This window comes from Streptomyces sp. NPDC005722, assembly GCF_040630935.1.
In the GTDB taxonomy this organism is placed as follows: Bacteria; Actinomycetota; Actinomycetes; order Streptomycetales; family Streptomycetaceae; genus Actinacidiphila.
This window is the reverse complement of sequence record NZ_JBEXYN010000056.1, coordinates 17,171-39,292: the sequence shown is the minus strand read 5'-3', so window position 1 is coordinate 39,292 and position 22,122 is coordinate 17,171. Positions and strand designations below refer to the sequence as shown.

Genomic DNA, 22,122 nt, shown 5'->3' with positions numbered 1-22,122 from the left:
GGGCATGAATCCGCGGGTGGGAATGACGGACGTGGCCAGGGTGGCCGGGGTCTCGGTGGCCACGGTCTCCAACGTGCTCAATCAGCCGCATCGCGTGGCCGAGCCCACCCGCAGCCGGGTCACCGCCGTCATCCAGCGCCTGGGCTACGTACGCAGCGAGAACGCCCGCCTCCTGCGGGGCGTGCCGTCACGCGTCCTGGCGGTCCTGGTGCCGGACCTCGCCAACCCCTTCTACGCCGCCCTCGTGCGGGGTGCGGAAGACGAAGCACGCAAGGCGGGGCTTGCCGTCCTCGTGGGCAACAGCGTGCACGATCCCCGCGAGGAGAACCGCTACCTGGACCTGTTCACCGAGCATCGGATCCGGGGGGTGCTGCTGACGCCATCGGATCCGGACAGCGCCGGGATGCGGGCCTTCCGGCACAGCACCGTCCCGTTCGTCCTCATGGACCAGGCGGCGCCGAACCGGGAGCTGTGTTCCGTCTCGGTCGACGACGCCGTCGGCGGACGCCTGGCGATGGAGCACCTGATCGACATGGGGCACCGTTCCATCGCCTACGTCAGCGGGCCCGACCACCTGCCCCAGGTCCGGGAACGACGCGCCGGCGCGCTGCGAGCACTGTCGGCAGCCCGCCGGCCCGCCGCACTCCACGAGCTGACCTGCGATCAGCTCACCCTTGCGGCAGGACGCGACGCGGGCAGCCGGCTGCTCGGGATGCACAGACGCCCCACGGCCGTCTTCTGCGCCAACGACCTGCTCGCGCTGGGCGCCTTCCAGACGCTCCACACGGCAGGCCTGCACGTCCCGCGGGACATGGCTCTTGCCGGATACGACGACATCGAACTGGCAGCGGCCGCGGCCGTCCCCCTCACCTCCGTCAGGCGTCCCGCCGTCACCATGGGCAGCCTCGCCGCCCGCCTGCTCATCGCCGAAACCCAGCAGGGCGACGCGCCCCCGCACGCACACCGGCAGGTCGTCATGGAACCGGAGCTCGCGGTCCGCCGGTCCACGCTCCGGTGCCTCGACGCTCCCCTCCCGACCCTCCGTAGTTGACGCCCAACTCCCCATGGCCGCCCACGACTTCGCCCGGGCGCTACAGGGGCTCAGCGCTTGGTGGGACGCGATATCCCAGCTCAACCGCCACCTGTCTCGCAGTATGAAATGTTTCAACTGGTTTCAGGGGCAATGTAGTGATAGATCATCAAAAAACCTGAGGTACAGGGGTTGTGGCCCACCGCCACCCGCTACTAGCCTGCAAGCGCCTTGAAACGAATCAAGGCCCTTGCGTCGCAGGGAACATGACGCGCCGCCTGTTATCAGCAGATCTGAGGGCCGAGAGCGTCACTCCTTGAATGCGACCGCATGCGGAAAGTCCACCCTCTCAGGGGAGGTCTGCTCCAAAAATGAAACGTTTCATACGAGCCGGCTACAGCATTCCCGCTGTCCTCGCGGCCGTGCTGGCCTTCGTCGGCACCGGGATCGAGTCGCCGCCCGCGGCAGCGTCGTCATCGCACGTCGCCGTCGTGGGAACCGAAGCGGACGGCACGACGACTCCGCTGGGAATCGACGACGCGCATCCGCAGCTGAGCTGGCAGTTGGCGAGCACCAGCCGCGGTGTCACACAGACCAAGTACCGCCTGAGCGTCGCCACCAGCGCCGACAAGATCCGCAAGGGCCGCTCCGACGTGTGGGAGACCACGGTCCGGTCCTCCGACACAGCCGTCACCTACAAGGGCCCGGCGCTCAAGTCCCGCACCCGCTACTACTGGTCGGTCCAGGTGTGGACGAACAGCGCCGCGGGATCGACGGCCTCGACGCCGAGCTGGTTCGAGACGGCCTACATGAACTCCGGTGACTGGAAGGGCTCCTGGATCTCCGGCCCCGAGCGCAGTCCCGGTCTGCTGACCGACGAGCAGGCCACCGCCGACGACTCGTGCTGCCGGCAGATCGACACCGCCCTGTCCCAGGACGCCGCCGCGGGCAGCACCAGCATCAAGGTCACCGCCGCCACGGGCATCACCGCCGGGACCCGGCTGACGATCGGCGCCGGTGACACCGCGCAGAAGGTGTCCGTCGCCTCGGTCGGCGACAGCGTCGAGGTCACACCGGCTCTGCGGCGGGACTACGCCACAGGCGTCACGGTCGTGGGCGAGGAACCGGAGGACTTCTGCCGTCCGTCCAACGGATCGCCCAAGTCCGGCGCCTGCAAGGAGATCCGGCCGGCGCCACTGCTGCGCAAGTCCTTCCGTGTCGCTCCCGAACGCGAACACGGCCAGGTGGTCAGCGCCCGCGTCTACGCTTCCGGCCTCGGCTGGAACGAGATGACCCTCAACGGCGGCAAGACCGACCCCGAGGGCTTCCTCAACCCCGGCTTCACCAGCTACGACAAGACCGTCCAGTACACCGTGGACGATGTGACCAAGCTGATCCGGCAGGACAAGCGGTCCGCGGCGGACAACGTCATCGCCTCCCAGCTGGGCTCCGGCCGCTACGACAGCGAGGCGACCTCCGGCAACCACGGCTGGGAACGGGCCGAGTGGCGCGCCAACCCCACGCTCAAGGCGGACCTGTGGGTGACGTACGCCGACGGCACCGAGCAGGTTGTGAAGTCCGACACCAGCTGGAAGACCACCGGCGCGGGCCCGATCCGCTACGACAACTTCGACCTGGGCGAGACCTACGACGCCCGCAAGGAGATCTCCGGCTGGGACACCCCGGGCGCGCAGGTCTCCGCCTGGTCCACGGCACGCGCCGTGACCGGCCCGTCCGGCGCCCTCGTGGCCCAGAAGAGCGACCGGACCCGCAAGGTCGCCGACTGGCCGGCCGGCACGCGGAGCGAACCCGCTGACCGTGTCTACGTGTGGGACACCGGCCAGCAGCGCACCGGCTGGGCCACCGTCAGCATCTCCGGCGCCCCCGCCGGAACACCGATCCAGATCCGCTACGCCGAGAAGCTCGGCACCGACGGCCTGGTCAGCATCTCGGGCTACGCACCCGCAGGGCAGATCCAGACCGACTACTACATCGCCAAGGGCACCGGCACGGCCAAGCACCCCGAGACCTTCGCCCCCCGCTTCACCTTCAACGGCTTCCAGTACGTGCAGATCAGCGGCGTGGGCGGCAAGCCCCTGCCGGACGGCGTGACGGCCACCGTGAAGTCGGTGCAGGAGGTCCGCACCGACCTGCCCGAGACCGGTACCTTCACCTCCTCCAGCACCCTGCTCAACAACATCTACAAGGCCACGAAGGCATCGGTCGCCGGCACGCACGAAGCCGGCTACATCATGGACACCCCGACCTACGAGAAGGACGGCTGGACCGGGGACTCCCAGCTGATGGCACCCACCGCCTCCTACCTCTTCGACACCCAGCGCCAGTACCAGAAGACCGCGCAGGACCTCGTCGACGACCAGTTCACCAACGGCGAGATCTCCCTGCTCACCCCGGGCAACGGCCTGTACGGCTACTCCACCAGCGGGACGTTCAAGCCGGCCGGCGCCAGGTCCACTCCCATCTGGGACGCACTGCTGTTCGTCGCCCCGTGGGAAGGCTACGAACAGTACGGGGACACCAAGCCGCTGCAGACCGCGTACCCGTCGATGAAGAAGTACCTGACCGACTGGATCCCGCAGTGGTTCCAGGCCGACAACGACGGCCACGACTTCACGCTCACCTCGGGCCTGGGCGACTGGGACGTACCCACCGGCAAGGACGCACCGGCAGGCTCGGCCACCAGCGTGAGCGTACCCAGGGTCATCGCCCCGTCCTCGACCGCCTACGTCGCCTACATGGCCAAGATCACCGCTGACGCGGCACGGGCGCTCGGCAAGCCCGCCGAGGCGGCACAGTTCGACGAGCTCTTCGCGAACATCAAGGCCGACTACAACGCCAAGTGGTGGGACGCGGGCGTCGGCTACTACCGCGAGGACTCCTCACAGATCTTCGCGCAGACGAACCAGGCGCTGCCGCTGGCCTTCGGGCTGGTCCCCGATGACCAGAGGACCGCGCTGCAGGAGAAGCTGGTCCACGACGTACTGGTGACCCGGGAGGGCCACCAGGAGGTCGGCATCGCCGGATCGCGCTGGATCTTCCCGGTGCTCACGCAGGCCGCCCACGACGGGGCCACCGACGCCGCCAAGGCCGCGTACACCATCGCCACCCAGACCACCTACCCCAGCTACGGCTACTGGCAGTCCCTGGGCTGGACCGGACTGGGCGAGTACTGGGAGTCCAGCAGCCGCACCCGCAACCACGAGATGTTCGGCTCCATCGGCCAGTGGATGTACGAGGACCTCGCCGGCATCCAGGCCACGGCCCCCGGCTACAAGGAGATCGCCATCAAGCCGCTGATCACGCCCGGCCAGGGCATCGACAGCGCCTCGGCCTCCTACCGGTCCGTCAACGGCAGGATCACCTCGTCGTGGTCCTAGACCTCCACAAGGACCACCCTGAAGGTCACCATCCCCGCCAACACCACCGCGAAGATCTACGTCCCGGCCACCGACCCGGCAGCCGTCCAGGAAAGCGGAACCGGCAAGACCTACACCGCGGCCAAGGCCCCCGGCGTCAAGCTCACCGGCACCCAGGGCGACGCGGTCGTCTACACCGTCGGCTCCGGCACCTACACCTTCACCACCTCCCAGCACCGGTAACCACCACCCACCGCCGGGCGGGAAATCCGGCCACCCGGCGCCGGCACCCGCAACAACCCAGTACGGCCGGGACGCCCGCGTCCCGGCCGTACGCCGCATCCGCCCCACCGAGCCTGTCGGGAACAGGAAAAGTCACGCCGCTCCCGGCACCCCGCCACCACCGCGATGCCTACAGCGCGGGCCTATGAGGACGCCAACGGTCCCCCTGGCACAACAGGCTGTTGGCGCTGCAGATACCGTCGGCGTCACTGATCATCTCTGTAGCCCAGGGGACACCATGCAGCTCCGTTTGAAGTACGCGCCGGAACCCGAGAACGCGGCACGGTTCGCAGCCGACATCGTTGCGTCGGCGGCCGAGGTGAGCGGCATCGACCTTGATTACACGCCGGACAGTCTCACGAATGTCGATGAGATCATCGAAGGTTTCCGTGCGGACGGCGTGACCAGCGACGAGGTCGCCGAGACCCTTTACGGGTTCGGCTGCTACGTCGGCGAGGTCCTGGCACGTCACGGTGGCGGGACGTGGCGCAAGGTCACGGAACAGGAAGCCGGATTCTTCGGCTTCCCCATGGTCATCGAGATGCCCACGAAGCGTGTGTGCAACCCGATCGGGAAGGCGTTCAAGCGGGTGGACAACGGACCCGAGGACAGCGTTCGGTACTTCTACGCGGTGTTCACGAGCACCGAACAGCGCTGAGCCCCACGGCAATCCGTGCGGGCCGGCGAGGTCACATGGCCATCTGAGGAGGAATGTCCGGTCGCACGAGACGGACGCGCGCGGCTGGTATGCGGTCGGGCAGGTAGACGAATCCATTGCCGTTGTCCAGAAGCGATGCTTCATCGATGCCGTCTACGGACCAGAGATCGACCGGCCCACCAGTGTTGTTGATCATCCGAAGGAAGAAGTCTGCTTCCTCCTCGCCCCGACAGACGAAGACCCCCTCCACCTCAGCACGGCGACTACCGGCGATTCCTGGCGCGGCGCCCATTCGGGTCCAATCCAGGCCATGCCGTGCAATCGACGCCCGATTGAGGACGGACGACACGTGGAAGAGGCTCGGCGTATCAAACACGCCGGGAGTATACGAAGCAGTCCGCCTTCCATCCGGTGAGGGGTCCCGTCCGGTGATGGAACGTGGACGACGGGCAGGAAGGCGCGTCGGCGAACTGGCATCGTCAGTCCCTGGGCAGGTACCGCGGAAAGGGCGTCCGGCCCGCACGTATGCGCCGCATCAGGGCGGGCGTCCCGTCGCTCGCGCCCCGAGACCCCATGAACGGCAAGGTCTTGGCGAGCCCTCTCCACTACGCGACTGCGGTTCCTTCCGGCGTCCGGCGGCCCCGGCGCGTCGGCCTGCCCGGGCCGCACCCGGAACCGAAAGTTCGGCAGGTTCTCCCAGGTCAAGGAGATGGACGCCGGGTCGCTGTCCGTCGTGCTGCCGGACCGGCCGTACCCCCCCGTCGTGAGGATCAACGACAAGCAGGGGATGAATGCAAGCAGTAAGCGAATGCCAGGAACAGCATCGAAGCGTTCCGTTTCGCATCGCGAACCTGCCTCTGCCATGATCTGACCCCACGTCGGCTCTGGGCGGCAGAGGTAGCCGGGCCGTCGCTGCCCCCGATGGGGTCATTCACGGAGGGACGCATGGACTTAGCACTTGCCCAAGCGGTGGCAACCAGGGTCGCGGAGGGCGCACTTGGGGCCGCGAGTTCGCGGGCCCTGGACGGCCTGCTCGACATGATCCGGCACAGGTTCCGCCGCGACGGCGACGCGCTGGCCGCACTCGACACGGCCGAAGCGAACGCGGAACCGCTGATCGTGGCGCTGACGCAGCACATCGAGCGTGACCCGGACTTCGCTGAGGATCTGCGCGACTGGCTCAGGGACGCCGAAGGGGAGCAGGGTTCCGCACCCGCTGCCGCCCTGCGGCACAGCACGCAGAACACGGTTTCCGGCACTGTCCATGGCCATGTCATCCAGGGCCGGGACATCAAGGGCCGGTTCAGTTTTCGTGGCCTCCGTGGCCGAGGGGAGTAGCACGTAGGTGAGCATCGATTCTTCCTCATCGGATCGCACCAGCAACGCCATCAGTGATGGTTCGCAGGTCAGCGGCAGCGCGTACCAGGCCAAGAACATGCGCTTCGGTGCGCGTTCCACGGGGATCACGCTCATTGCTCTCGCCGGCGTTGCCGGGTTGACCTTCGTTGGTTTCACCCTGGCCGGTTCGGAGCCGTCCGACGATTCCTCAGGACCTGCGACGGGCGCATCCGCGTCCGTCAGCGCATCGCTCCCGGCGACATCGCTGACTCCGTCCCCCTCCCCCAGCACGCCGGCTGCATCCGTGGCTGCGCCGGTGGCAGAAGCGCCGTCGGAGCCGGCTCAGGCCCGCCCGTCCGGTGGTGCGGCCGGCGCTGCTCCCACAACGGCAACGGACCCCTCCATCACACAATGCCGGAGCCACACTCCGACGAGCATCGGAGGCATGGCCACTGCCAACCCCTGCATCAGGATCGAGAACAGCAACACGATCTACATCTACAGCGACTTCACCGCTCAGAAGACAGGCCAGTTCACCCTGTTCATCTGGCTCATCGACGATACCGGCACGCCGGTCCGCACGCGCATGAAAGCCTGCCCGATCAATTTCAAAAGCGTTGGCGAGAAGAAAGCATGCTCACTGCGCGGGATCACCCCTCCGGAGGCCGGGAAATGGGAAGCTGCCGTGACGGTCGAGGTCGGCTCCCGCGCCCAGCCTGCCATCTGGGACACCTCGTACAAGGGCACTCAGAGCGGAGCCGTGGTCTGGGATCCGATTCGCGCCTGACCTGACAGGCCGTTCTGTCCCTCGGTGCGAGGCGTCCGATGATGTCGGGATCAGCCGGACCCTTCGTCCACGGCGTAGGTCTGCGAACCCGCACGCAGGTTGGCCTGTGCCCTGCGGTAGGCGCGGCGGCTGGGCACTTCTGCCTGGGTGTTCTGCGCGTCGCGGCGGGTGGTCAGCGCGGCAAGTGCCTCACGCGCTTCCCCGAGGGGCCAGTCCGGCAGGTCGATCTCGCGGTGTTGCCGTGCGGCCGTCTGGATCTCCAGGAAGGCGTTGGCGGAGGCCGCCGCCTGCCCCGCCCGCTGCGGCGCGTTGACCGTGGTGAGTACCGCGCCCAGGCCTGCCGAGACCAGCGCGAGGATGCCCGCGGGAGTGCCGCCTGTGGACTCCACCAGCGCGGTCGTTCCCGCCACCGCCGCGAGCAGGGTCGCCGGAATGCCCAGCAGCCAGTGCAGCGCCCTCCAGCGCTTGGCCTCCTCGAACTGCGTCTGGGCGCTGTACATCGCGCTCTCCTCCAGGCGCCGGAACTCCGCTTCGAACGCGCGGCGGCGGGCGTCACCGCCGGCGGTCACGTCCGTACCGGAAGGGGGGTCTGGTGGGGCGTCAGCGGTGTCCACCTGTCCACGGTAGCCGCCGTGCCCGGTCCTCCGGAGGCCGTACGCCAAGGCCTATGTGGGGAGTTCGGCGTCGTACGCGGCGAGCGCCGCGTGCGCGGGGTGGTGCCGGTGCAGTCCGTCGATCATCTCGTGCCAACGGGTAGTCCCGATCAGCTCGTTGGCGTGCAGCGAGGCCCGGAGTTCCGCGACGGGGATCCGGTCGAGGAAGGGCAGGGCGAGGGGCGGCGCGTCCAGGCCGATGTCGAACTGCCCCTCCGGGACGGGCACGGTGAGGAAGCCGTTCCAGCCGGATCCGGCCCGGTCGAGCAGCATCCAGTACCGGGAGGGGGCGCCGGCCCCGGCGGTTCCCCGGACGGGGCTCACCCGCACCGGGTAGCAGAGCGGCCCGTCCTGTGCCGCGGATCTGGCGGTCGTCCTTCCGTCGTCCTCGATCGCCAGCTCGACGTCCACCATGCCGTCGCGCGTCACCGCCACCTCGGCGGTCAGCGGTTCTTCGCGCAGGGTGACCGCCCCCTCGTCCTCCTCCCCCGAGGAGGCGAGCAGGACGAACTCGGAGTCGAGACGCGCCGTCAGGGACAGGTCCACGAAGACCGTCGAAGGGCCGGGGGCGGGCCTGGTCAGCCGGATGCGGGCCAGCCGGGCGCCGTGACGGAGCACCGGGTCGGCGCCGAGCCGTTCGGCCAGCGCGGCGAGCGCCGACCTGGCGGAGGCCGGCAGGCGCGCCGGGTCCGCCGTGAGCAGCCCGGTGAGCAGGGCGGCCGCCTCGCGCCCGAACCAGAGGTCGTCCCGGTCGCCGCGCAGTCCGGCTTCGAGCACCGAGAGCGGACCGGCGAGCGAGGTGGCGGCCGGCGTGAACCAGTGACGCAGCTCCCCCGCCTGCGGCGACCCCACGACGCCGTTCGCGGGCGAGGGCGGCGTACCAACGGGATCGAGGAGCGCGGCGGCGGAGTGTGCGGCGGCCTCGACCCGGCTCCAGGGCAGGCAGTGGAAGAGGGACGCGGGAGCCGAAGTCTCGCGGTCGAGGCGGTGCAGCAGGAAGTAGCGCAGCTCCAGACTCTCCGCCCGCAGCCGTTCCACGGTCCGGGGATCGGCCGGAACGGCGGTCCAGGACTCCTCGAGTCCCGCGACCAGGCCCACGCCGTCCTCCGTGACGGGCAACGGCCCGCCGAAGTCGTCCAGTTCGACCACCAGGGATCCGTCCGGGGCCCGCAGGGCGAGGGCCGGGACGGGTGGTCCGTACCGGCCGACGGTCACGCTCGTCCGCGCCCATGCGGCGGTACGGAACCGGCTCATCTCCCGGGCGTCGGCCCGCTCGTTGCCGTCGTTGATCCGTCCCAGGGACGCGGGGGCGCCCGGCGCACCCGGTACGAGGCGGGCGATCCAGCTGCTCAGTGGACGGTGCACGGCCATCACGTCCTCCTCCTGGGCCGTGCCCATCATGCTCCGGGCCCGGTGATCCGCGCGAGCAGCTCGGCGACGACCGGCCCGTAGGCGCGGACCGATTCGGCGGGGAGGCTGTCCGGCCCGCCGGGAAGACACGTGCCGGCCTGCTCCCGCAGTCGCTCCCAGGCGGCCTCCCCGCGCTCGTCCAGCCGTGCCACGAGGTCCGCGGGGAGGGATACGGCCCAGGCCCGCACGGCGCTGTCGTCCAGGCCGTGTTCTTCCTCAGCGCGGCCGTCCAGCAGGGGCCTGCCCTGCCGTCGGGCCGTACGGTCATCGCCGGGCCGCTGCCAGCGCAGCAGGAACTTGAGCGCGCGCAGCAGCAGTTCCGCGCAGGTCTCGGGGTCCTCCGGCACACCGGCGAGGACGAGTCGGCGGGGTCCGTCGCCTCCGTGGGGGAGGTCGTGGAGCGCCCGCCCGAGCGGATCGACGACGACGCGGTGCAGCGGGTCGTAGAGCAGGGTGTTGACGGTGAGGTCGCGCTGCCGGCCGTCCTGGTCCAGGTCCGTACCGGTGGCGGGGTAGGGCAGCCCGCGCACGCCGAGGCCCCGGTAGTCCAGGGCGCGGACGTCGCGCTGCGGGGTGAGGACGGAGCAGACCAGGCTGTCGGGACTGAACCGCGGGGGGCACTCGGCGCTGAACCCGTCCCGCTTGAGGAGGTCTTCGGCGAGGTCGCAGAAGGCTCCGGCCGGGGCGGTGCCCGTGGCGTCCAGGTCGCCCACCTCGTCCGGACGGAAACCGGACAGGAGGTCGCGCGGGGCGCCCCCGGCCAGCCAGAAGCCGTGCCCGGACGCGGCGAACCGGTCGATGAGGGGCGCGAGGAACCGGGGGCCGCGCGCGCCGTGGATCAGCTCGTCGAAGGCGCCGGTCAGGCCGGGAGCGAGGGCGTCGGCGCAGTGGATCCGGTCCCGCTGCAGCTGTGCGTAAGGGAGGTGGCCGACGCGCTCCAGCGCCGGGTGCCGGGCGGGGTCGGTGCTGCGTGACGGCGGCTCGCTGTGCTCGTCGCCTTCGAGGAGCAGCCGGTCGTCGGCGGAGGTCGGCGCGGCGGGGGCCACGCAGCCGAAGCCGACGACCCGCCTGCCGTCGAGGACGTCCCCCGTCATGATCGGGCCGTCGGCGGCCCGCGCGTCGGCACCGAGCCGTGCCGCGGCCCCCGGGGCAGCGCCGGCTCCGTCGTCCGGCGACGCGTCGCCGGCCCGGCACGGCGGGACCTCCTGTTCCGTGCCCGCCCGGGAGCCGGTGGCTCCAGGGCCGGTCATCCGGCGGCCAGTCCGGTCCATCGTGCCTCCCCGTTCTCCATGCGCATGATCAGCGGCACGGGCACGGACTCCCACGCCGAGTACGTCGACCCGTAGTAGTCGGTGTCGGAGCGGTCCGGCTTCAGGCCCAGTACGGCGACGTCGTGCAGTTGCTCCGGGGTGCAGGTGATGTCCTGCTCCGGCTCGTCCACACACATGGTGAGACCCGGATACATCAGCCCCTGGGGCCCGTTCTCGCCGGGGTGGGCGCGGATCGCCCGGAGGATCTCCGACGGCGCCTCGCTGCGCCGGACCCACTGCTGCACTCCCTCTCCGCAGCCGGCGCAGAGCCGTACCAGTGCCTCGGTGTCGCCGTCGGCGGCGGCTCGCTCGATGCGGCGGGCCAGCCGGACCATCGCCTCGGGCAGCGCCTTCCCGTGGTCGTCGACCTCCGTCACCGCCGCGCCGGGGGGTTGCCGCCGGGCGGCGGGCGCGGCCGCGGCAGCGCTCTCCGCAGGGGTGAAGACGAAGGTGGAGACACCGTCCGCCAGTACGCGTTCCCCGGCGCCGGAGGTCAGGCTCAGGGCACCCGTGGGCAGGCTCGTCCCGTTGCCGACGTGGGCGTCGCCGCGCAGCCGCGCGACCCGTCCGTCCGCCCCGAGGGCCAGTGCGAGCAGGCCGGATCCGAGGTAGGTCCATTTCCCGTCGCGTACGTAGTAGGTGACGGACCGGCCGGGGTACCGGGCCTGGCAGCTCTCGATGCCCGCGTAGGTCACGGTCAGTCCCGCGCCCGCCCAGGCGGCCGAGGCGATCGAGCGCTGGTCACCGATCAGCGCCTGGCGGAACGCGGTGTCGCTCGGCAGCAGGCGCGTCGGCCGGCCGGACGTGCCGGAGTGCTCGAAGAGCGTGGAGACCGTCCAGCAGGCCCCGCCGCTGTCCGCGCTGCCCCAGGCCACGCCCTTGCCGTCGGGTGCGCGCCACGCCTGGGTGAGGGTGGACGGCTGCTTCGGCGGCAGGAGCGGGCGGACGCGTCCCCGCCGGTCGACGGCGTCGAGTGTGCCCTGGCCACGGAAGACTCCCGGACCTTCGGGCAGAGGGGTGAACAGGGTGACGTCCTCGGCCCCTCCGGTGACGAGGCCGGCGAACGGTCCCTTGGACCGGCTCAGTGCGATCCGCTGCGGATCGCCGGTGGCCGGGAACACCAGCAGCGCGCTGCCGTCGCTCGCAAGACTGACGGCGTCCTCACCGAGGAAACCGGCCCCACTGCAGGGGCAGCCGTGGGAGACCTTCTTGCCGGTGGTGACGTCGAGGACGTGCAGCCGTCCGGTGGTGTCACCGTCCTTCGCCGGGTCCGTCCAGACCAGTCGGCGGCCGTCCGGCGACCAGGTGAGCCGGTCCGGGACCAGTGCTCCGGTACGGTCCGCCTGCCAGGTACGGCCGGCGGCGTCGGCCACCATCACCGCCTGTTGCTTCGGCCGGACGTAGGCGAGAACGGGCCGTTGACGATCCGCCGCCGAGGAGGAGGGGCCGTTGCCCCGGGCACCTGCGGCCTTGTCGTCGGAGTCCGCCGAGCACGCGGCGGTGGCCACCAGGGCGGCCGACAGGAGGAGGGCCGCCAGGGTGCGGACACGGAAGGGCATGGATAAGGGAGTCATGCGTCGGTCACTTCTCCTCGGCGCACAGATCGATGTACGGATGGCGGTCGCCTACGTGCTTGGCCCACTCCTCGCGGGAGAGCCCCTCTCCGCCGGTCCATCGGCAGATGCTCCGTTGCCAGTCGATGCCGCCCACCTTCCAGAGGTTCAGCGGCCCGGCGGCGTTGTCGGTGCGGAACGAACGGGTGACACCGACCAGCATGCGGTCGTCCGGCGACCAGTACAGGTGGATGACGTCCCCGGCACCGCTCCGGTGCAGGGCGGGCATCGACAGCAGTCCTGTCGCGGTGTTGTGGACGAGGACCCGGTCGGCGAAGCCGACGGCCGTCCGGCTCCCGTCGGGTGACAGGGCCACCGTCCTCGCCCCGGTGCCGACGTCGGGCACGCGCAGTAGGGACCCGGTGTCCCGCAGCTCCGCGTCCAGGTAGCGGACGCTGTCGCCGTCGACGAGGAGGGCGAGGCGGGAGCCGTCCTGGCTCCAGTCCAGCCGGTACGCGCCCGGCGCCCTCACCGCCCGGGTGGTGGCGTCCCGCGGCGTGCTCAGGTCGATGGCGACGAGCCGCGCATCGTCCTCGCCCGGCCGTTCCAGGACGACCGCGCGGGTCCCGTGCACCCGCAGGTCGATGCCGTCGGCGAGGCGAACGGTGTCCAGCTCCTTCCAGGTCCTGGTGGACCACACCGTCACCGGGCCGGTGACGTGCCGGGCGATCAACAGGTGGGCCTCGGGCACAAACGCGACGTCGGTGACGATCCGCTCGGCGCTGGGACGGTCCGTCTCGTCGACGCCGGAGGGCCGCAGGTCCCGCAGCCAGGTGCCGTTCCGCCGCCACACGGCGATCGTGCCCCGCCCGTTGAACTGTCCGGCTCCGGCCACGAACTCCGCGCTCATCGCGACGTCGTTGACGAAGAACGTGGCGGAGCGGTACGTGGTCTCGTGCGGCCAGTCCGTCCGGGCGGAGAGGGACGGGTTGTCTCCGGTTTCCGGACGCACCGTGTACAGCCCCTCGGCGGCGTGCACGAGGTCCGAGAACGAGGAGAGGAGCAGCCGTCCGTCCGTACCGAAGGCGGCGGCGGTGGTCTGCGACGCCGTGCTGCGGCCCAGCGGTCCGGGCTGCTCGTCAAGGACGTTGACGCGACCCCCGAGCCCCGCGGAGACCACCGTGAAGTCAGCCCCCACGGCCACGGCGGTCGCCGCACCGCCGCGGGGCTCGTCGAGGCCCCGGCTCGCGGCGGCGCTATCTCCGGCGCCGACCGGTACGAGAGCGGTGCCCGCGTCGCCGGCGATCGCCACGCTGCCGCTGTGCTCGACCATGGCGCGGGGGGCGGTGGGCAGATTGCCCACCGCGAAGGTGAGTTGACGGCGCCTGGCCCGGTCCCATGCCTGAACGCCCTTTGGGCTGGCGAGGACGATCAGCTCGTCGGTCGCCCCGATGTGCGTCGGCGTGTCCTGGACGTCCTCCTGATCGATCTCCACCGCCACCTTGTGACTGTCGAGGCCGACGGAAACCACGCGGTTGTTCGTCAGCAGCAGGACCACCCGCTCCTCGGCGGGCTCCCGGTCGGCGCGCTGATTGGGGCTGGTGGCCACCGAGGCGTCCACCACCACTCGCAGGCCGCCGGGCAGCCCCAGGCCACTCATCGAACCGAGCCGCCGGCAGTCGGTCTGCTGGCGGGTGGTGGTGTCGTACTGGGCCATCGTGCCGTCGTCCCGCACTTCCACGAACCGCACTCCCCGGTCGGTGAAGGCGATCGCCGCGGTCCGGCTCTCCGCACGCGCGCAGGTCGGCACCGGCAAGGTACCCCGCAGGACGGGCTCGTCGTCCAGCACCTCGTACAAGGAGACGGCCGAGGAGCCGCGGGCGGCGAGCAGCCCGCTCACGTCGTTGAGCACCAGGCCGCCCACCTCGCCGGGCGCCTTCCCCAGGAGCTTCCCCGTGCGCAGGTCCCAGGACTTGACGCCCGAGTCGTTGCCCGTGGTGTAGACGCGGTCGCGTTTGTCGTCCACGGCGACGCTGTCCACCCGGTTGGGGCTGGCCTGCCACGACAGCCGTACACCGGAGTTGGTGTCCAGCACGTCGCGCATCGCCTGGACGGCCCGCGGGGTGTCCGGTGCGATACGGCTTCCGGCGAGGCCGAGCAGGCCCGCGAGACGGGGGTCGGTCTGCCGGAGTGACAGGGCCTCCGCGGCGAGGTCCGCCGCGAGCGCCTTGTCCGCCTCCTGCTCGCCCGCCTTGGCGAGGAAGACCGCCAAGCCCGTGACCAGCGCGAGGACGACCAGGAGCGCGGGCCCGGTCACCTTGGCCCAGCGGGCCAGGGCCGGCCCGTCCCAGGTCCGGGCCAGGCGGGCGGCCTCGGTGACGGTGGAGGCGACCAGGAGGTTCGCGGACCTGTCGCCGTGCCACGCCTGACGTGCCTCGTCCTCGTCAGTCTTCGGGACGATCACGTTCTGTCCGTTGTCCGCCGCCTTCAGCTTGCTCGCGTAGCCGCCCACGCTGACGAGTCCGCCAGCCCGCGTCCCGTCGAGCCCGCCGACCAGCGCTGTACGGGAGTTGAGACGGCGCAACGCCGGCAAGGAGAGCCGGTCTCTGAGGCTCCTGGAGGAAGGTGGGCCGGACCGGCGCCTCGTCTCCCCGATCAGCACGCCGAAGGCACAGCCCAGCGACCGGTCGGCCACCATCCCCACGACCCCGTCCGCGCCGGTGAGGGACCACAGCACGGTCCCGGTCGCCTCGTGCCCGGCCGCCGTCCAGGCGTCCCGGAGGGACTGCTGGAACCGCGCGTCGGCACGGAAGCCGGACATCGTCCGGGGGTCGGGCACCAGCGCGGGCGGCCCCTCGGGCAGCATGGCGACCGTGAGGGTCCCGCGTGCTCCGCCCCGCCCGGCGTCGAACAGCACGCCTGCCTCGGTGGCCTTCTGCGGCTCGGGCAGCGCCCCGTCCAGAGTCAGCAGCCACAGCAGGACCGGCAGAGCGAGGTCCCGCTCGTCCTCGCCGAGTCCCGCCGTCAGCCGTTTGATCCGTGCCGCGTGTCCGGGTGCAGCCCGCTCCAGCAGGCTCGCCGTCTCCAGCCCGTCGAGCGGAAGGTGCGCCTGGCAGTGCCGCAGCCACAGCATCCCGGTCCGCAACTGACCCGGCGCCTCCTCCACGTCGCCGACCAGAGCGAGTGCCATGGCGGCGGAGGCCCGAAGGGCCTGGGCGGCGGCCGGTTCGTCCGCGCGGTAGGGGCCGTGACCCGCCAGGGCCCGGACGCTGGTCGCAGCCGCGGCTCTGGGGGCCAGCAGCCGATGGACGTCCGTATCCCCGTCGCGGAGGGTACGCAGGACGTCGGTGTCCTCGGCTGCGACGCGTTCCCGCAGGTAGGCGAGGGCGGGCTGCTCGGGTGAGAGCAGGGCGTGCCGCACGCGCCGGGCCGTCGTCCGGTCGGTGACCGACAGCTCCGACGTCAGTAACGCGCCGACGTCCAACGCGGCTGAAGGTTCGTCGGCCACCATGTCTCCCCATGCCCCCGCCGGCGGAAGCGTGCGCTCCGCCGGTCCATCGGCACATGATGGCAGCCGAGACGTCGAGAGAAGGGGGACTTGGGGAGATCCAGACCCTCTTGTCGGTTCTTCCCATCACCTTCACAATCGCTGTCGCATCTCGGCCGTTGTGTCGCCGAACGTACGGTCGATGGTGAGTAGAGCGGCGCCGCGTCGCGGAAGACGTAGGCCGCAGCCCCCGGGCCCCGCTCCGTCGTCGACGTCCGCCCGGCAGCCACAGCGGGAAACGCCCGAGCGGACGTCGGCACTCCCCCGCCGGGCTGCTCGGCCGACGTTGACTCCCCCGCCGCGTTCCCCCACCTCGCCCCCGGTTTCCCGGTCCGGCACCCGGTGGGCAACGGGAAACCCGTCGACCCCGGCCGGGCGGCGCCACAAGTCTGTGTCCCGTCGGCACACGGCACGACCGTGGCCGGCGGCAACCGAAGGGGGCGCCCTCTCCGGTGCCGCACGGGGGACCGCGCGGCACCGGGGATCCAGGGCCATGAGGCGGCAGGGGGAACCGGGGTCCATGAGACGTGCGCTCATGTCGTTGTGTGCGGTGACCGCACTCGCCACCGCCGTGGTGACCGGCTGCGGCGACGGCGGTGACGGCTCCGGCGACGCCGGCGGACGGACCCGCCAGGACACCGGCGTGCGCACACCGGCGCTGACCTGGCGGCAGGAGCTCCGCGTCAACGACGCCCTCCAGCGACTGACCAGCCGGTGCATGGAGCGCCAGGGCTTCACCTACCAGGAGGAGCACGAGTTGACGCTCCAGGAGAACCGGCCCGTGCGCTTCGTCCAGGACGACCCGGCGTGGGCGCGGACCTACGGCTACGGCAGCCGCATCGAGGCGAAGAGCACGAGGCTGCACGAGCGCAACGTCAACGGGACCTACCGCCAGGAACTGCCCGCCACGCGCCGAGCCCTGTTCGACGAGGCCCTGGACGGCGGCGACGGCGCCCGCTTGCTGACCGCCCCCATGCCGAACGGCGGCGAGATCCGCAAGCGCATCGGCGGCTGCACCGAGGAGGCCGAGCGCACGCTCTACGGCGATCCCGCCGAGTGGTTCCGCACCAGCAAGATCGCGCTGAGCGCCAACGCCCTCTACGCCGGGCAGCTGATGAAGGACCCGCAGCTCACCGCGGCCGTCCGGGCGTGGTCCGCGTGCATGCGCGAGGCGGGCGAACCCTACCCCGACCCCCGGGCCGCCCAGGACGGCGTGCGGGCCGCCGCCGTGCGGCTGGGCGCGGCACGCGCCGACGAGGCCTTCGCCGCCGAACGCAGGACCGCCGTAGCGGACGCCGACTGCGCGCGGCGCACCTCCCTGCGGGCCGTGGCCACGGCCCGGGAGAAGCACTACCTGGACCGCCTGCCCGACCGGTACGTCAGGGACATCGACACCTACCGCCGTCTCGGCCGGCAGGCCTACGACCGGGCGGTGCGCATCGTTCCGGAGCGCGACTGACCATCGCGCGCACGGAAGCGCCCCGTCCACCGGCGCGGGCACACCACGGGCACCCGACGCCCCGCCCCGCCGGCGCACCACCACCGGGCACCATCGAGAAACGAGGGAAACCACCATGCGCAAGCTCACCGTCTCCGCAGCGCTCATCGGGCTCACCGCCCTGGGCGTGGCCGTCCCGGCCGCCACCTCGCAGGCCGCTGAGAGCAGCGCCGCCGGCGCCGTGTGCGACAGCAAGTGGGGGGCGCGCAACGGCAACATGTACGCCTGGGACGGCTACGACTGCAACGGCAGCCCGATCATGGTCGCCTCCGGCGACAGCTCCAACTGGGGTGCCGCGAGCGACCGGGCGTCCTCGGTGATGAACCGGGGCTTCACGGGCAACCTGTCCATCGTGAAGTTCTTCTACTGGCAGGACCACCAGCTCGGCCACACCTGCCTGTACCCGGGCGAGCTGTACGCCGACAACCTGTCGGACAACTACTTCACCGACGGCAACGTCGTGGACAACAACATCCGGTCGCACCAGTGGGTCAACGGCGGCTGTGGGGCCACCCTGACCTGATCCGCCCGGCCGGCCGACTGCCCGCGGGCCACCGCCCTCACCTGGGGACACGCCCCGCCCGGGCACCGCAGCGACGCACGTCCGGAGCCGTCGACCCGGCTCCGGACGTGCGTCTTTGCGCCACAGCGCACGAACGCCGGGATGTCCCAGCCGTCCCCCCAGTAGCCTTGACGTGCGCCGTTGCACGGCCGTACCGCCCGGGGGGACAACGTGGTCGACCCACACCACGCGACCGAAGCAGACCACCACGACGCGGGGAAACCGGATGCGCCGACCACGCACTCGTTCCCCGAGCACTTACGACGACTCCGGCAGGAACGCGGCCTGTCGCTCGCCGACCTGGCCCGCAGAACCCACTACAGCAAGGGCTACCTGAGCAAGATCGAGACCGGCGCGAAGCGGGCGACCGTCGACGTAGCCCGGCTCTGCGACCAGGTACTGGGCGCCGAAGGGAAGTTGCTCGAGCTCGTCGAGCGCGCGCCGCAACGGCCGCCGGGGCCGCTCGAGGACGCGGACGGCACCGGCGCGCAGTCGCAAGGGGCGTGTCCCTACCGGGGGCTGTCGGCGTTCGGTCCGCAGGACTCGGCGTGGTTCTTCGGGCGGGAGCGGGCGACCGCCGTGCTGGTCGAGCGGATCTTCGAACGGCTCGGCAGCGGGCCGCTGATGCTCGTCGCGCCGTCCGGCGCGGGGAAGTCGTCCCTGCTGCACGCCGGTCTCGTCCCGGCGCTGCGGCGCGGTGACTTCCCGATGCCGGGGGCCGACCACTGGCCGGTGGTGACCCTCACCCCGATCGCGCGGCCGCTCGAGGAACTGCTGGAGCGCACCTCCAAGGCCCTGGGCGAGGACCTCGGTGTCACCGCCGAGCAGCTCCGGCACGAGCCCGCGGCGCTGCCGGCGGCCATCCAGGCCCGCCCGGGCGGGCCACCGGCCACGCCCGGTGAGCGGCGCCCGCCGCCGTCGCGTCCGGTGGTGATCGTCGACCAGTTCGAGGAACTCTTCACCGCCTGCGCCGACGAGGACGAACGACGCGCCTTCGTCCGTGTGCTGGCCGCCCTGTCCGGCCCACCGCCGGCCGCGGACCCGCACACCCCCGGCATCGTGGTCCTCGGGGTCCGCGCCGACTTCGTCGGCAACTGCCTCGACCTGCCGGAGCTCGCACCGGTGTTCACCGACGGGCTGTTCGTCCTGCGCCCGATGTCCGAGGTGGAACTGCGCGCCTCGATCACCCGCCCCGCGGAACTCGCCGGACTCAGCCTGCAACCGGGGCTGCTCCCCCTGCTGCTGCGCGACGCCGGGCTGCACGTCGAACCGGGCACCACCCGCGGCAACGGCAGCGGCGACGAGACCGCCTCCGGCGCGCTGCCCCTGCTCTCGCACGCCCTGCTGGCCACCTGGCAGCAGCGCGAGGGCGCCGAGCTGACCGTCGCCGGGTACGAGCGGGCCGGAGGGATCCAGGGCGCGATCGCACGGACGGCGGAGACGGTGTTCGCCCGGCTCTACCCGGCGGAACAGCGCACCATCCGCCGCGTCCTGTCCCGCCTGGTGTTCGTCACCGACGGCAGCGGCGTCACCCGCCGGCGCGTGAACAGGGTCGCGCTGATGGGGCAGTTCACGGATGCGGAGCGGGCCGCCGCCGCGCTCGACGCGTTCGTGCGGGCCCGGCTGATCACCCTCGACCGCGACACCGTCGAGATCACGCACGAAGCGCTGCTGCGGGCATGGCCGCGCCTGCGCGACTGGATCCACGCCGACCGCGCCGGACTGCTCCTGCACCAGCAACTGGCCCACGCCGCGGGCGCATGGGAGAGCGAGAGCCGCGACCCCTCCGCGCTGTACCGCGGGACCCGGCTGGACGTCGTACGCACCTGGGCCGACGAATCGGACGGATGGAGCCGCCTGAATCCGGGCGAGGCGGAGTTCCTGCGGGCGAGCCAGGCCGCCGAGGACGGCCACCGCCGGCAGCTCGGACGCCAGGCCCGGCTGCGGCAATATCTGCTGGCCACCCTCGCCGTCCTGCTCGGGCTCGCGGTCACCGCCGGAGGCCTCGCCTACCAGCAGCGCGAGAGCGCCCGCGGCCAGGAACGCGTCGCGCACTCCCAGGCCCTCGCCGTCCGCTCGGCCTCCCTCGCCGGCGGCCGCCCGGAGGCGTCGATGCTGCTGGCGGAGCAGGCCTTCCGCACCCACGACACCCCCGAGGCGCGCGGCGCCCTGCTGAGCACCCAGTCCCAGCCGTTCGCCGCCCGGCTCGACGAACACCGCGGCCCCGTCAACACGGTGGCCTTCGCCCCGGGCGACAAGCTGCTGGCGACGGGGAGCACGGACGGCACAGTGATCCTGCGCAGCATCCCCGGACACCGCACCGTCGCCGTGCTGCCGGTGCGCGGGCCGGTGCGGTCCCTCGCCTTCAGCCCCGACGGCCGTACCCTCGCGGCGACGTCGACGAGCGGACCCGTCCAGCTCTGGGACGTCACCCGCCGCCGCATGACGGCGACCCTCCCGGCAGCCACCCGGGCCGCCCGCGCGGTGGCGTTCGCCCCGCACGGGCGCGAAGTGGCCGTCGCCACCTCGGACGGCACGATCGAGGTGCGCCGGAGCACCGGCGCCCACCGCGTCACCGCCTCCCTGCCCGGTCACCGGGGGACCGTGCACGCGCTGTCCTACGCCCCCGACGGCCGCACCCTCGCCTCCGCCGGCACCGACCGCACCGTACGCCTGTGGGACCTGCGCCGCGCCCGCTCCCTCGACGTGCTGCGCGGCCACACCGACGGGGTGCTGGGCGTGGCGTTCTCCCCGGACGGCCGCGCAGTTGTGTCCGGCGGCATCGACCGGACGGTGCGGCTGTGGGACGTGCGCACCGGCCGCCTCACCGCGACACTGTCCGGCAGCAGCGACGACATCAACGCCGTCACCTGGACGCCCGACGGCGCCACGGTCGCCGGCGCGGTCGGCGACGGGACGACGCGGCTGTGGGACGTGCACAGCGGGCGCCAGACGGGCGTGCTCGCCGGCCACACCGACTACGCGCTCGGCGTCGCCGTCACCTCCGACGGCGCCCTGCTCGCCACGGCCGGCTTCGACCAGTCCGTGGTGCTGTGGAACCTCGCCGGCCGGGCGCTCACGGCCCGCCCGTTCACCGAGGTGTGGCAGGCCCAGTACAGCCCCGACGGAAGCCTGCTGGCCACCGCCGACACCGACCACACCGTGCGGCTGTGGGACGCGGGCCGGCGCCGGCTGGCGGCGACCTTGCGCGGCCACACCGAGACGGTCTTCTCGGTGGCCTTCGCGCCCGACGGCCGCACCCTGGCCTCCGCCGGCTCCGACGGCACCGTCCGGATGTGGGACGTGGCCGGGCACCGGCTGCTGGACACCCTGCCGGGCCACACCGGGCAGGTCTTCGCCGTCGCCTTCGCACCCGACGGCCGCACCCTCGCCTCCGCTGGCAGCGACCGCACGGTCCGGCTCTGGGACACCGCGGACGGCCGCCCGCTGGCCGTGTTGACCGGCCACGAGGACTACGCCAACGACGTCACCTTCAGCCCCGACGGACGCCTCCTCGCCAGCGCGGGCGACGACCTGACCGTCCGGCTGTGGAACGTCACCAGCCACCGCCGGCTCGCCACCCTCACCGGCCACACCGGCGCGGTGCGCGGCGTCACCTTCGCGCCGGACGGTCGCACCCTGGCCAGCAGCGGCAACGACGGCACCGTCCGGCTGTGGGACGTACGCCGCCACCGCACCGAGGCGACCCTGACCGGCCACGTCGGCTCGGTGCGCGGGGTGGCCTTCTCCCCCGACGGCCGCACCCTCGCCAGCAGCGGCAACGACCGCACCGTACGCCTGTGGGACGTCGGCGGGCGCCGGGCGTGGGCGACGCTGACCGGGCACACCAACTCGGTGTGGAGCGTGGTCTTCGCGCCCGACGGCCGCACCCTCGCCAGCAGCAGCACCGACGGCACCCTCCGGCTGTGGGACCTCGACCCGCAAGCCCGGCTGGCGGCGATCTGCCGGCTGCGCGCGGGCCTGGACGCCCGCGAGCTCGCCGCCCTGCTGCCCGGTGTCCCCGCGTCCGAACTGCCGCGGACGGCCGCCTGCCCCCGCCGGGGGTGACGGCCGCCTCTCCAGGTGGGCGCGGGTTTCCCGAAGGTTTCCCGTTGCC

At 72.0% G+C, this 22,122-nt stretch carries 13 protein-coding genes and 1 pseudogene; 8 read left to right on the top strand and 6 right to left on the bottom strand.

The features are described from left to right. Positions 1 to 4 precede the first annotated feature (4 nt). The 3 genes and pseudogenes from ABZ479_RS37015 (at position 5) to ABZ479_RS37005 (ending at position 5,347) form a co-directional block, all read left to right on the top strand. The gene (locus ABZ479_RS37015) at positions 5 to 1,051 is read left to right on the top strand and encodes a LacI family DNA-binding transcriptional regulator (RefSeq protein ID WP_500465660.1); all 1,047 of its coding nucleotides are present in this window, start codon (positions 5 to 7) and stop codon (positions 1,049 to 1,051) included. Between the two features lie 299 nt (positions 1,052 to 1,350). Next, a pseudogene (locus ABZ479_RS37010) lies at positions 1,351 to 4,650 on the top strand (family 78 glycoside hydrolase catalytic domain). A gap of 277 nt (positions 4,651 to 4,927) precedes the next feature. Continuing rightward, positions 4,928 to 5,347, top strand: coding sequence for a hypothetical protein (locus tag ABZ479_RS37005; RefSeq protein WP_500465651.1), 420 nt, complete (start codon positions 4,928 to 4,930; stop codon positions 5,345 to 5,347). A 31-nt stretch (positions 5,348 to 5,378) separates the two neighbouring features. Here the strand turns inward: ABZ479_RS37005 and ABZ479_RS37000 are convergent, their stop codons facing one another. Then, positions 5,379 to 5,723 carry a hypothetical protein gene (locus tag ABZ479_RS37000; RefSeq protein WP_500465650.1) on the bottom strand — a complete coding sequence of 115 codons (345 nt, stop codon included), beginning with the start codon at positions 5,721 to 5,723 and terminating at the stop codon, positions 5,379 to 5,381. Positions 5,724 to 6,292: 569 nt separating this feature from the next. Here ABZ479_RS37000 and ABZ479_RS36995 point away from each other — a divergent pair. Both ABZ479_RS36995 and ABZ479_RS36990 read left to right on the top strand, forming a co-directional pair. Next, positions 6,293 to 6,685: a hypothetical protein gene (locus ABZ479_RS36995; protein WP_500465649.1), complete on the top strand. Its 393-nt coding sequence runs from the start codon at positions 6,293 to 6,295 to the stop codon at positions 6,683 to 6,685. Positions 6,686 to 6,692: 7 nt separating this feature from the next. Continuing rightward, positions 6,693 to 7,472, top strand: coding sequence for a hypothetical protein (locus tag ABZ479_RS36990; protein WP_500465648.1), 780 nt, complete (start codon positions 6,693 to 6,695; stop codon positions 7,470 to 7,472). 50 nt (positions 7,473 to 7,522) lie between these two features. Here ABZ479_RS36990 and ABZ479_RS36985 read toward each other — a convergent pair whose 3' ends face one another. The 5 genes from ABZ479_RS36985 to ABZ479_RS36965 form a co-directional block, all read right to left on the bottom strand. Beyond that, entirely contained in the window at positions 7,523 to 8,041 is a 519-nt protein-coding gene (locus ABZ479_RS36985; RefSeq protein ID WP_500465647.1) for an SLATT domain-containing protein, read from the bottom strand. Between the two features lie 96 nt (positions 8,042 to 8,137). Further along, complete coding sequence (locus tag ABZ479_RS36980; RefSeq protein ID WP_500465646.1) at positions 8,138 to 9,496, bottom strand: hypothetical protein; 1,359 nt, start codon at positions 9,494 to 9,496, stop codon at positions 8,138 to 8,140. 26 nt (positions 9,497 to 9,522) lie between these two features. After that, positions 9,523 to 10,806: a nucleotidyltransferase family protein gene (locus tag ABZ479_RS36975; protein ID WP_500465645.1), complete on the bottom strand. Its 1,284-nt coding sequence runs from the start codon at positions 10,804 to 10,806 to the stop codon at positions 9,523 to 9,525. Next, the gene (locus ABZ479_RS36970; RefSeq protein ID WP_500465644.1) at positions 10,782 to 12,419 is read right to left on the bottom strand and encodes a hypothetical protein; all 1,638 of its coding nucleotides are present in this window, start codon (positions 12,417 to 12,419) and stop codon (positions 10,782 to 10,784) included. Before ABZ479_RS36970 ends, ABZ479_RS36975 begins: the two co-directional genes overlap by 25 nt. Before the next feature lie 7 nt (positions 12,420 to 12,426). After that, positions 12,427 to 15,909: a WD40 repeat domain-containing protein gene (locus tag ABZ479_RS36965; protein WP_500465643.1), complete on the bottom strand. Its 3,483-nt coding sequence runs from the start codon at positions 15,907 to 15,909 to the stop codon at positions 12,427 to 12,429. Between the two features lie 556 nt (positions 15,910 to 16,465). On the opposite strand from ABZ479_RS36965, the gene ABZ479_RS36960 reads away from it, so the two are divergent. From ABZ479_RS36960 to ABZ479_RS36950, 3 genes are all read left to right on the top strand, one after another. Continuing rightward, positions 16,466 to 17,404, top strand: coding sequence for a hypothetical protein (locus ABZ479_RS36960; RefSeq protein ID WP_500465642.1), 939 nt, complete (start codon positions 16,466 to 16,468; stop codon positions 17,402 to 17,404). A 115-nt stretch (positions 17,405 to 17,519) separates the two neighbouring features. After that, positions 17,520 to 17,966, top strand: a complete 447-nt coding sequence (locus ABZ479_RS36955) for a hypothetical protein (RefSeq protein WP_500465641.1) — start codon at positions 17,520 to 17,522, stop codon at positions 17,964 to 17,966. Between the two features lie 210 nt (positions 17,967 to 18,176). Further along, positions 18,177 to 22,073 (top strand): nSTAND1 domain-containing NTPase, encoded by a 3,897-nt coding sequence (locus ABZ479_RS36950; protein ID WP_500465640.1) that lies wholly within the window; start codon positions 18,177 to 18,179, stop codon positions 22,071 to 22,073. Positions 22,074 to 22,122: the final 49 nt, after the last annotated feature.

Bases quoted from the DNA above. Each gene is read 5' to 3' on its own strand.
- ABZ479_RS37015 (WP_500465660.1), top strand. From the start codon at position 5: ATGAATCCGCGGGTGGGAATGACGGACGTGGCCAGGGTGGCCGGGGTC.
- ABZ479_RS37005 (WP_500465651.1), top strand. From the start codon at position 4,928: ATGCAGCTCCGTTTGAAGTACGCGCCGGAACCCGAGAACGCGGCACGG.
- ABZ479_RS36995 (WP_500465649.1), top strand. From the start codon at position 6,293: ATGGACTTAGCACTTGCCCAAGCGGTGGCAACCAGGGTCGCGGAGGGC.
- ABZ479_RS36980 (WP_500465646.1), bottom strand. From the start codon at position 9,496: ATGGCCGTGCACCGTCCACTGAGCAGCTGGATCGCCCGCCTCGTACCG.
- ABZ479_RS36975 (WP_500465645.1), bottom strand. From the start codon at position 10,806: ATGGACCGGACTGGCCGCCGGATGACCGGCCCTGGAGCCACCGGCTCC.
- ABZ479_RS36970 (WP_500465644.1), bottom strand. From the start codon at position 12,419: ATGACTCCCTTATCCATGCCCTTCCGTGTCCGCACCCTGGCGGCCCTC.
- ABZ479_RS36965 (WP_500465643.1), bottom strand. From the start codon at position 15,909: ATGGTGGCCGACGAACCTTCAGCCGCGTTGGACGTCGGCGCGTTACTG.
- ABZ479_RS36960 (WP_500465642.1), top strand. From the start codon at position 16,466: ATGAGACGTGCGCTCATGTCGTTGTGTGCGGTGACCGCACTCGCCACC.
- ABZ479_RS36955 (WP_500465641.1), top strand. From the start codon at position 17,520: ATGCGCAAGCTCACCGTCTCCGCAGCGCTCATCGGGCTCACCGCCCTG.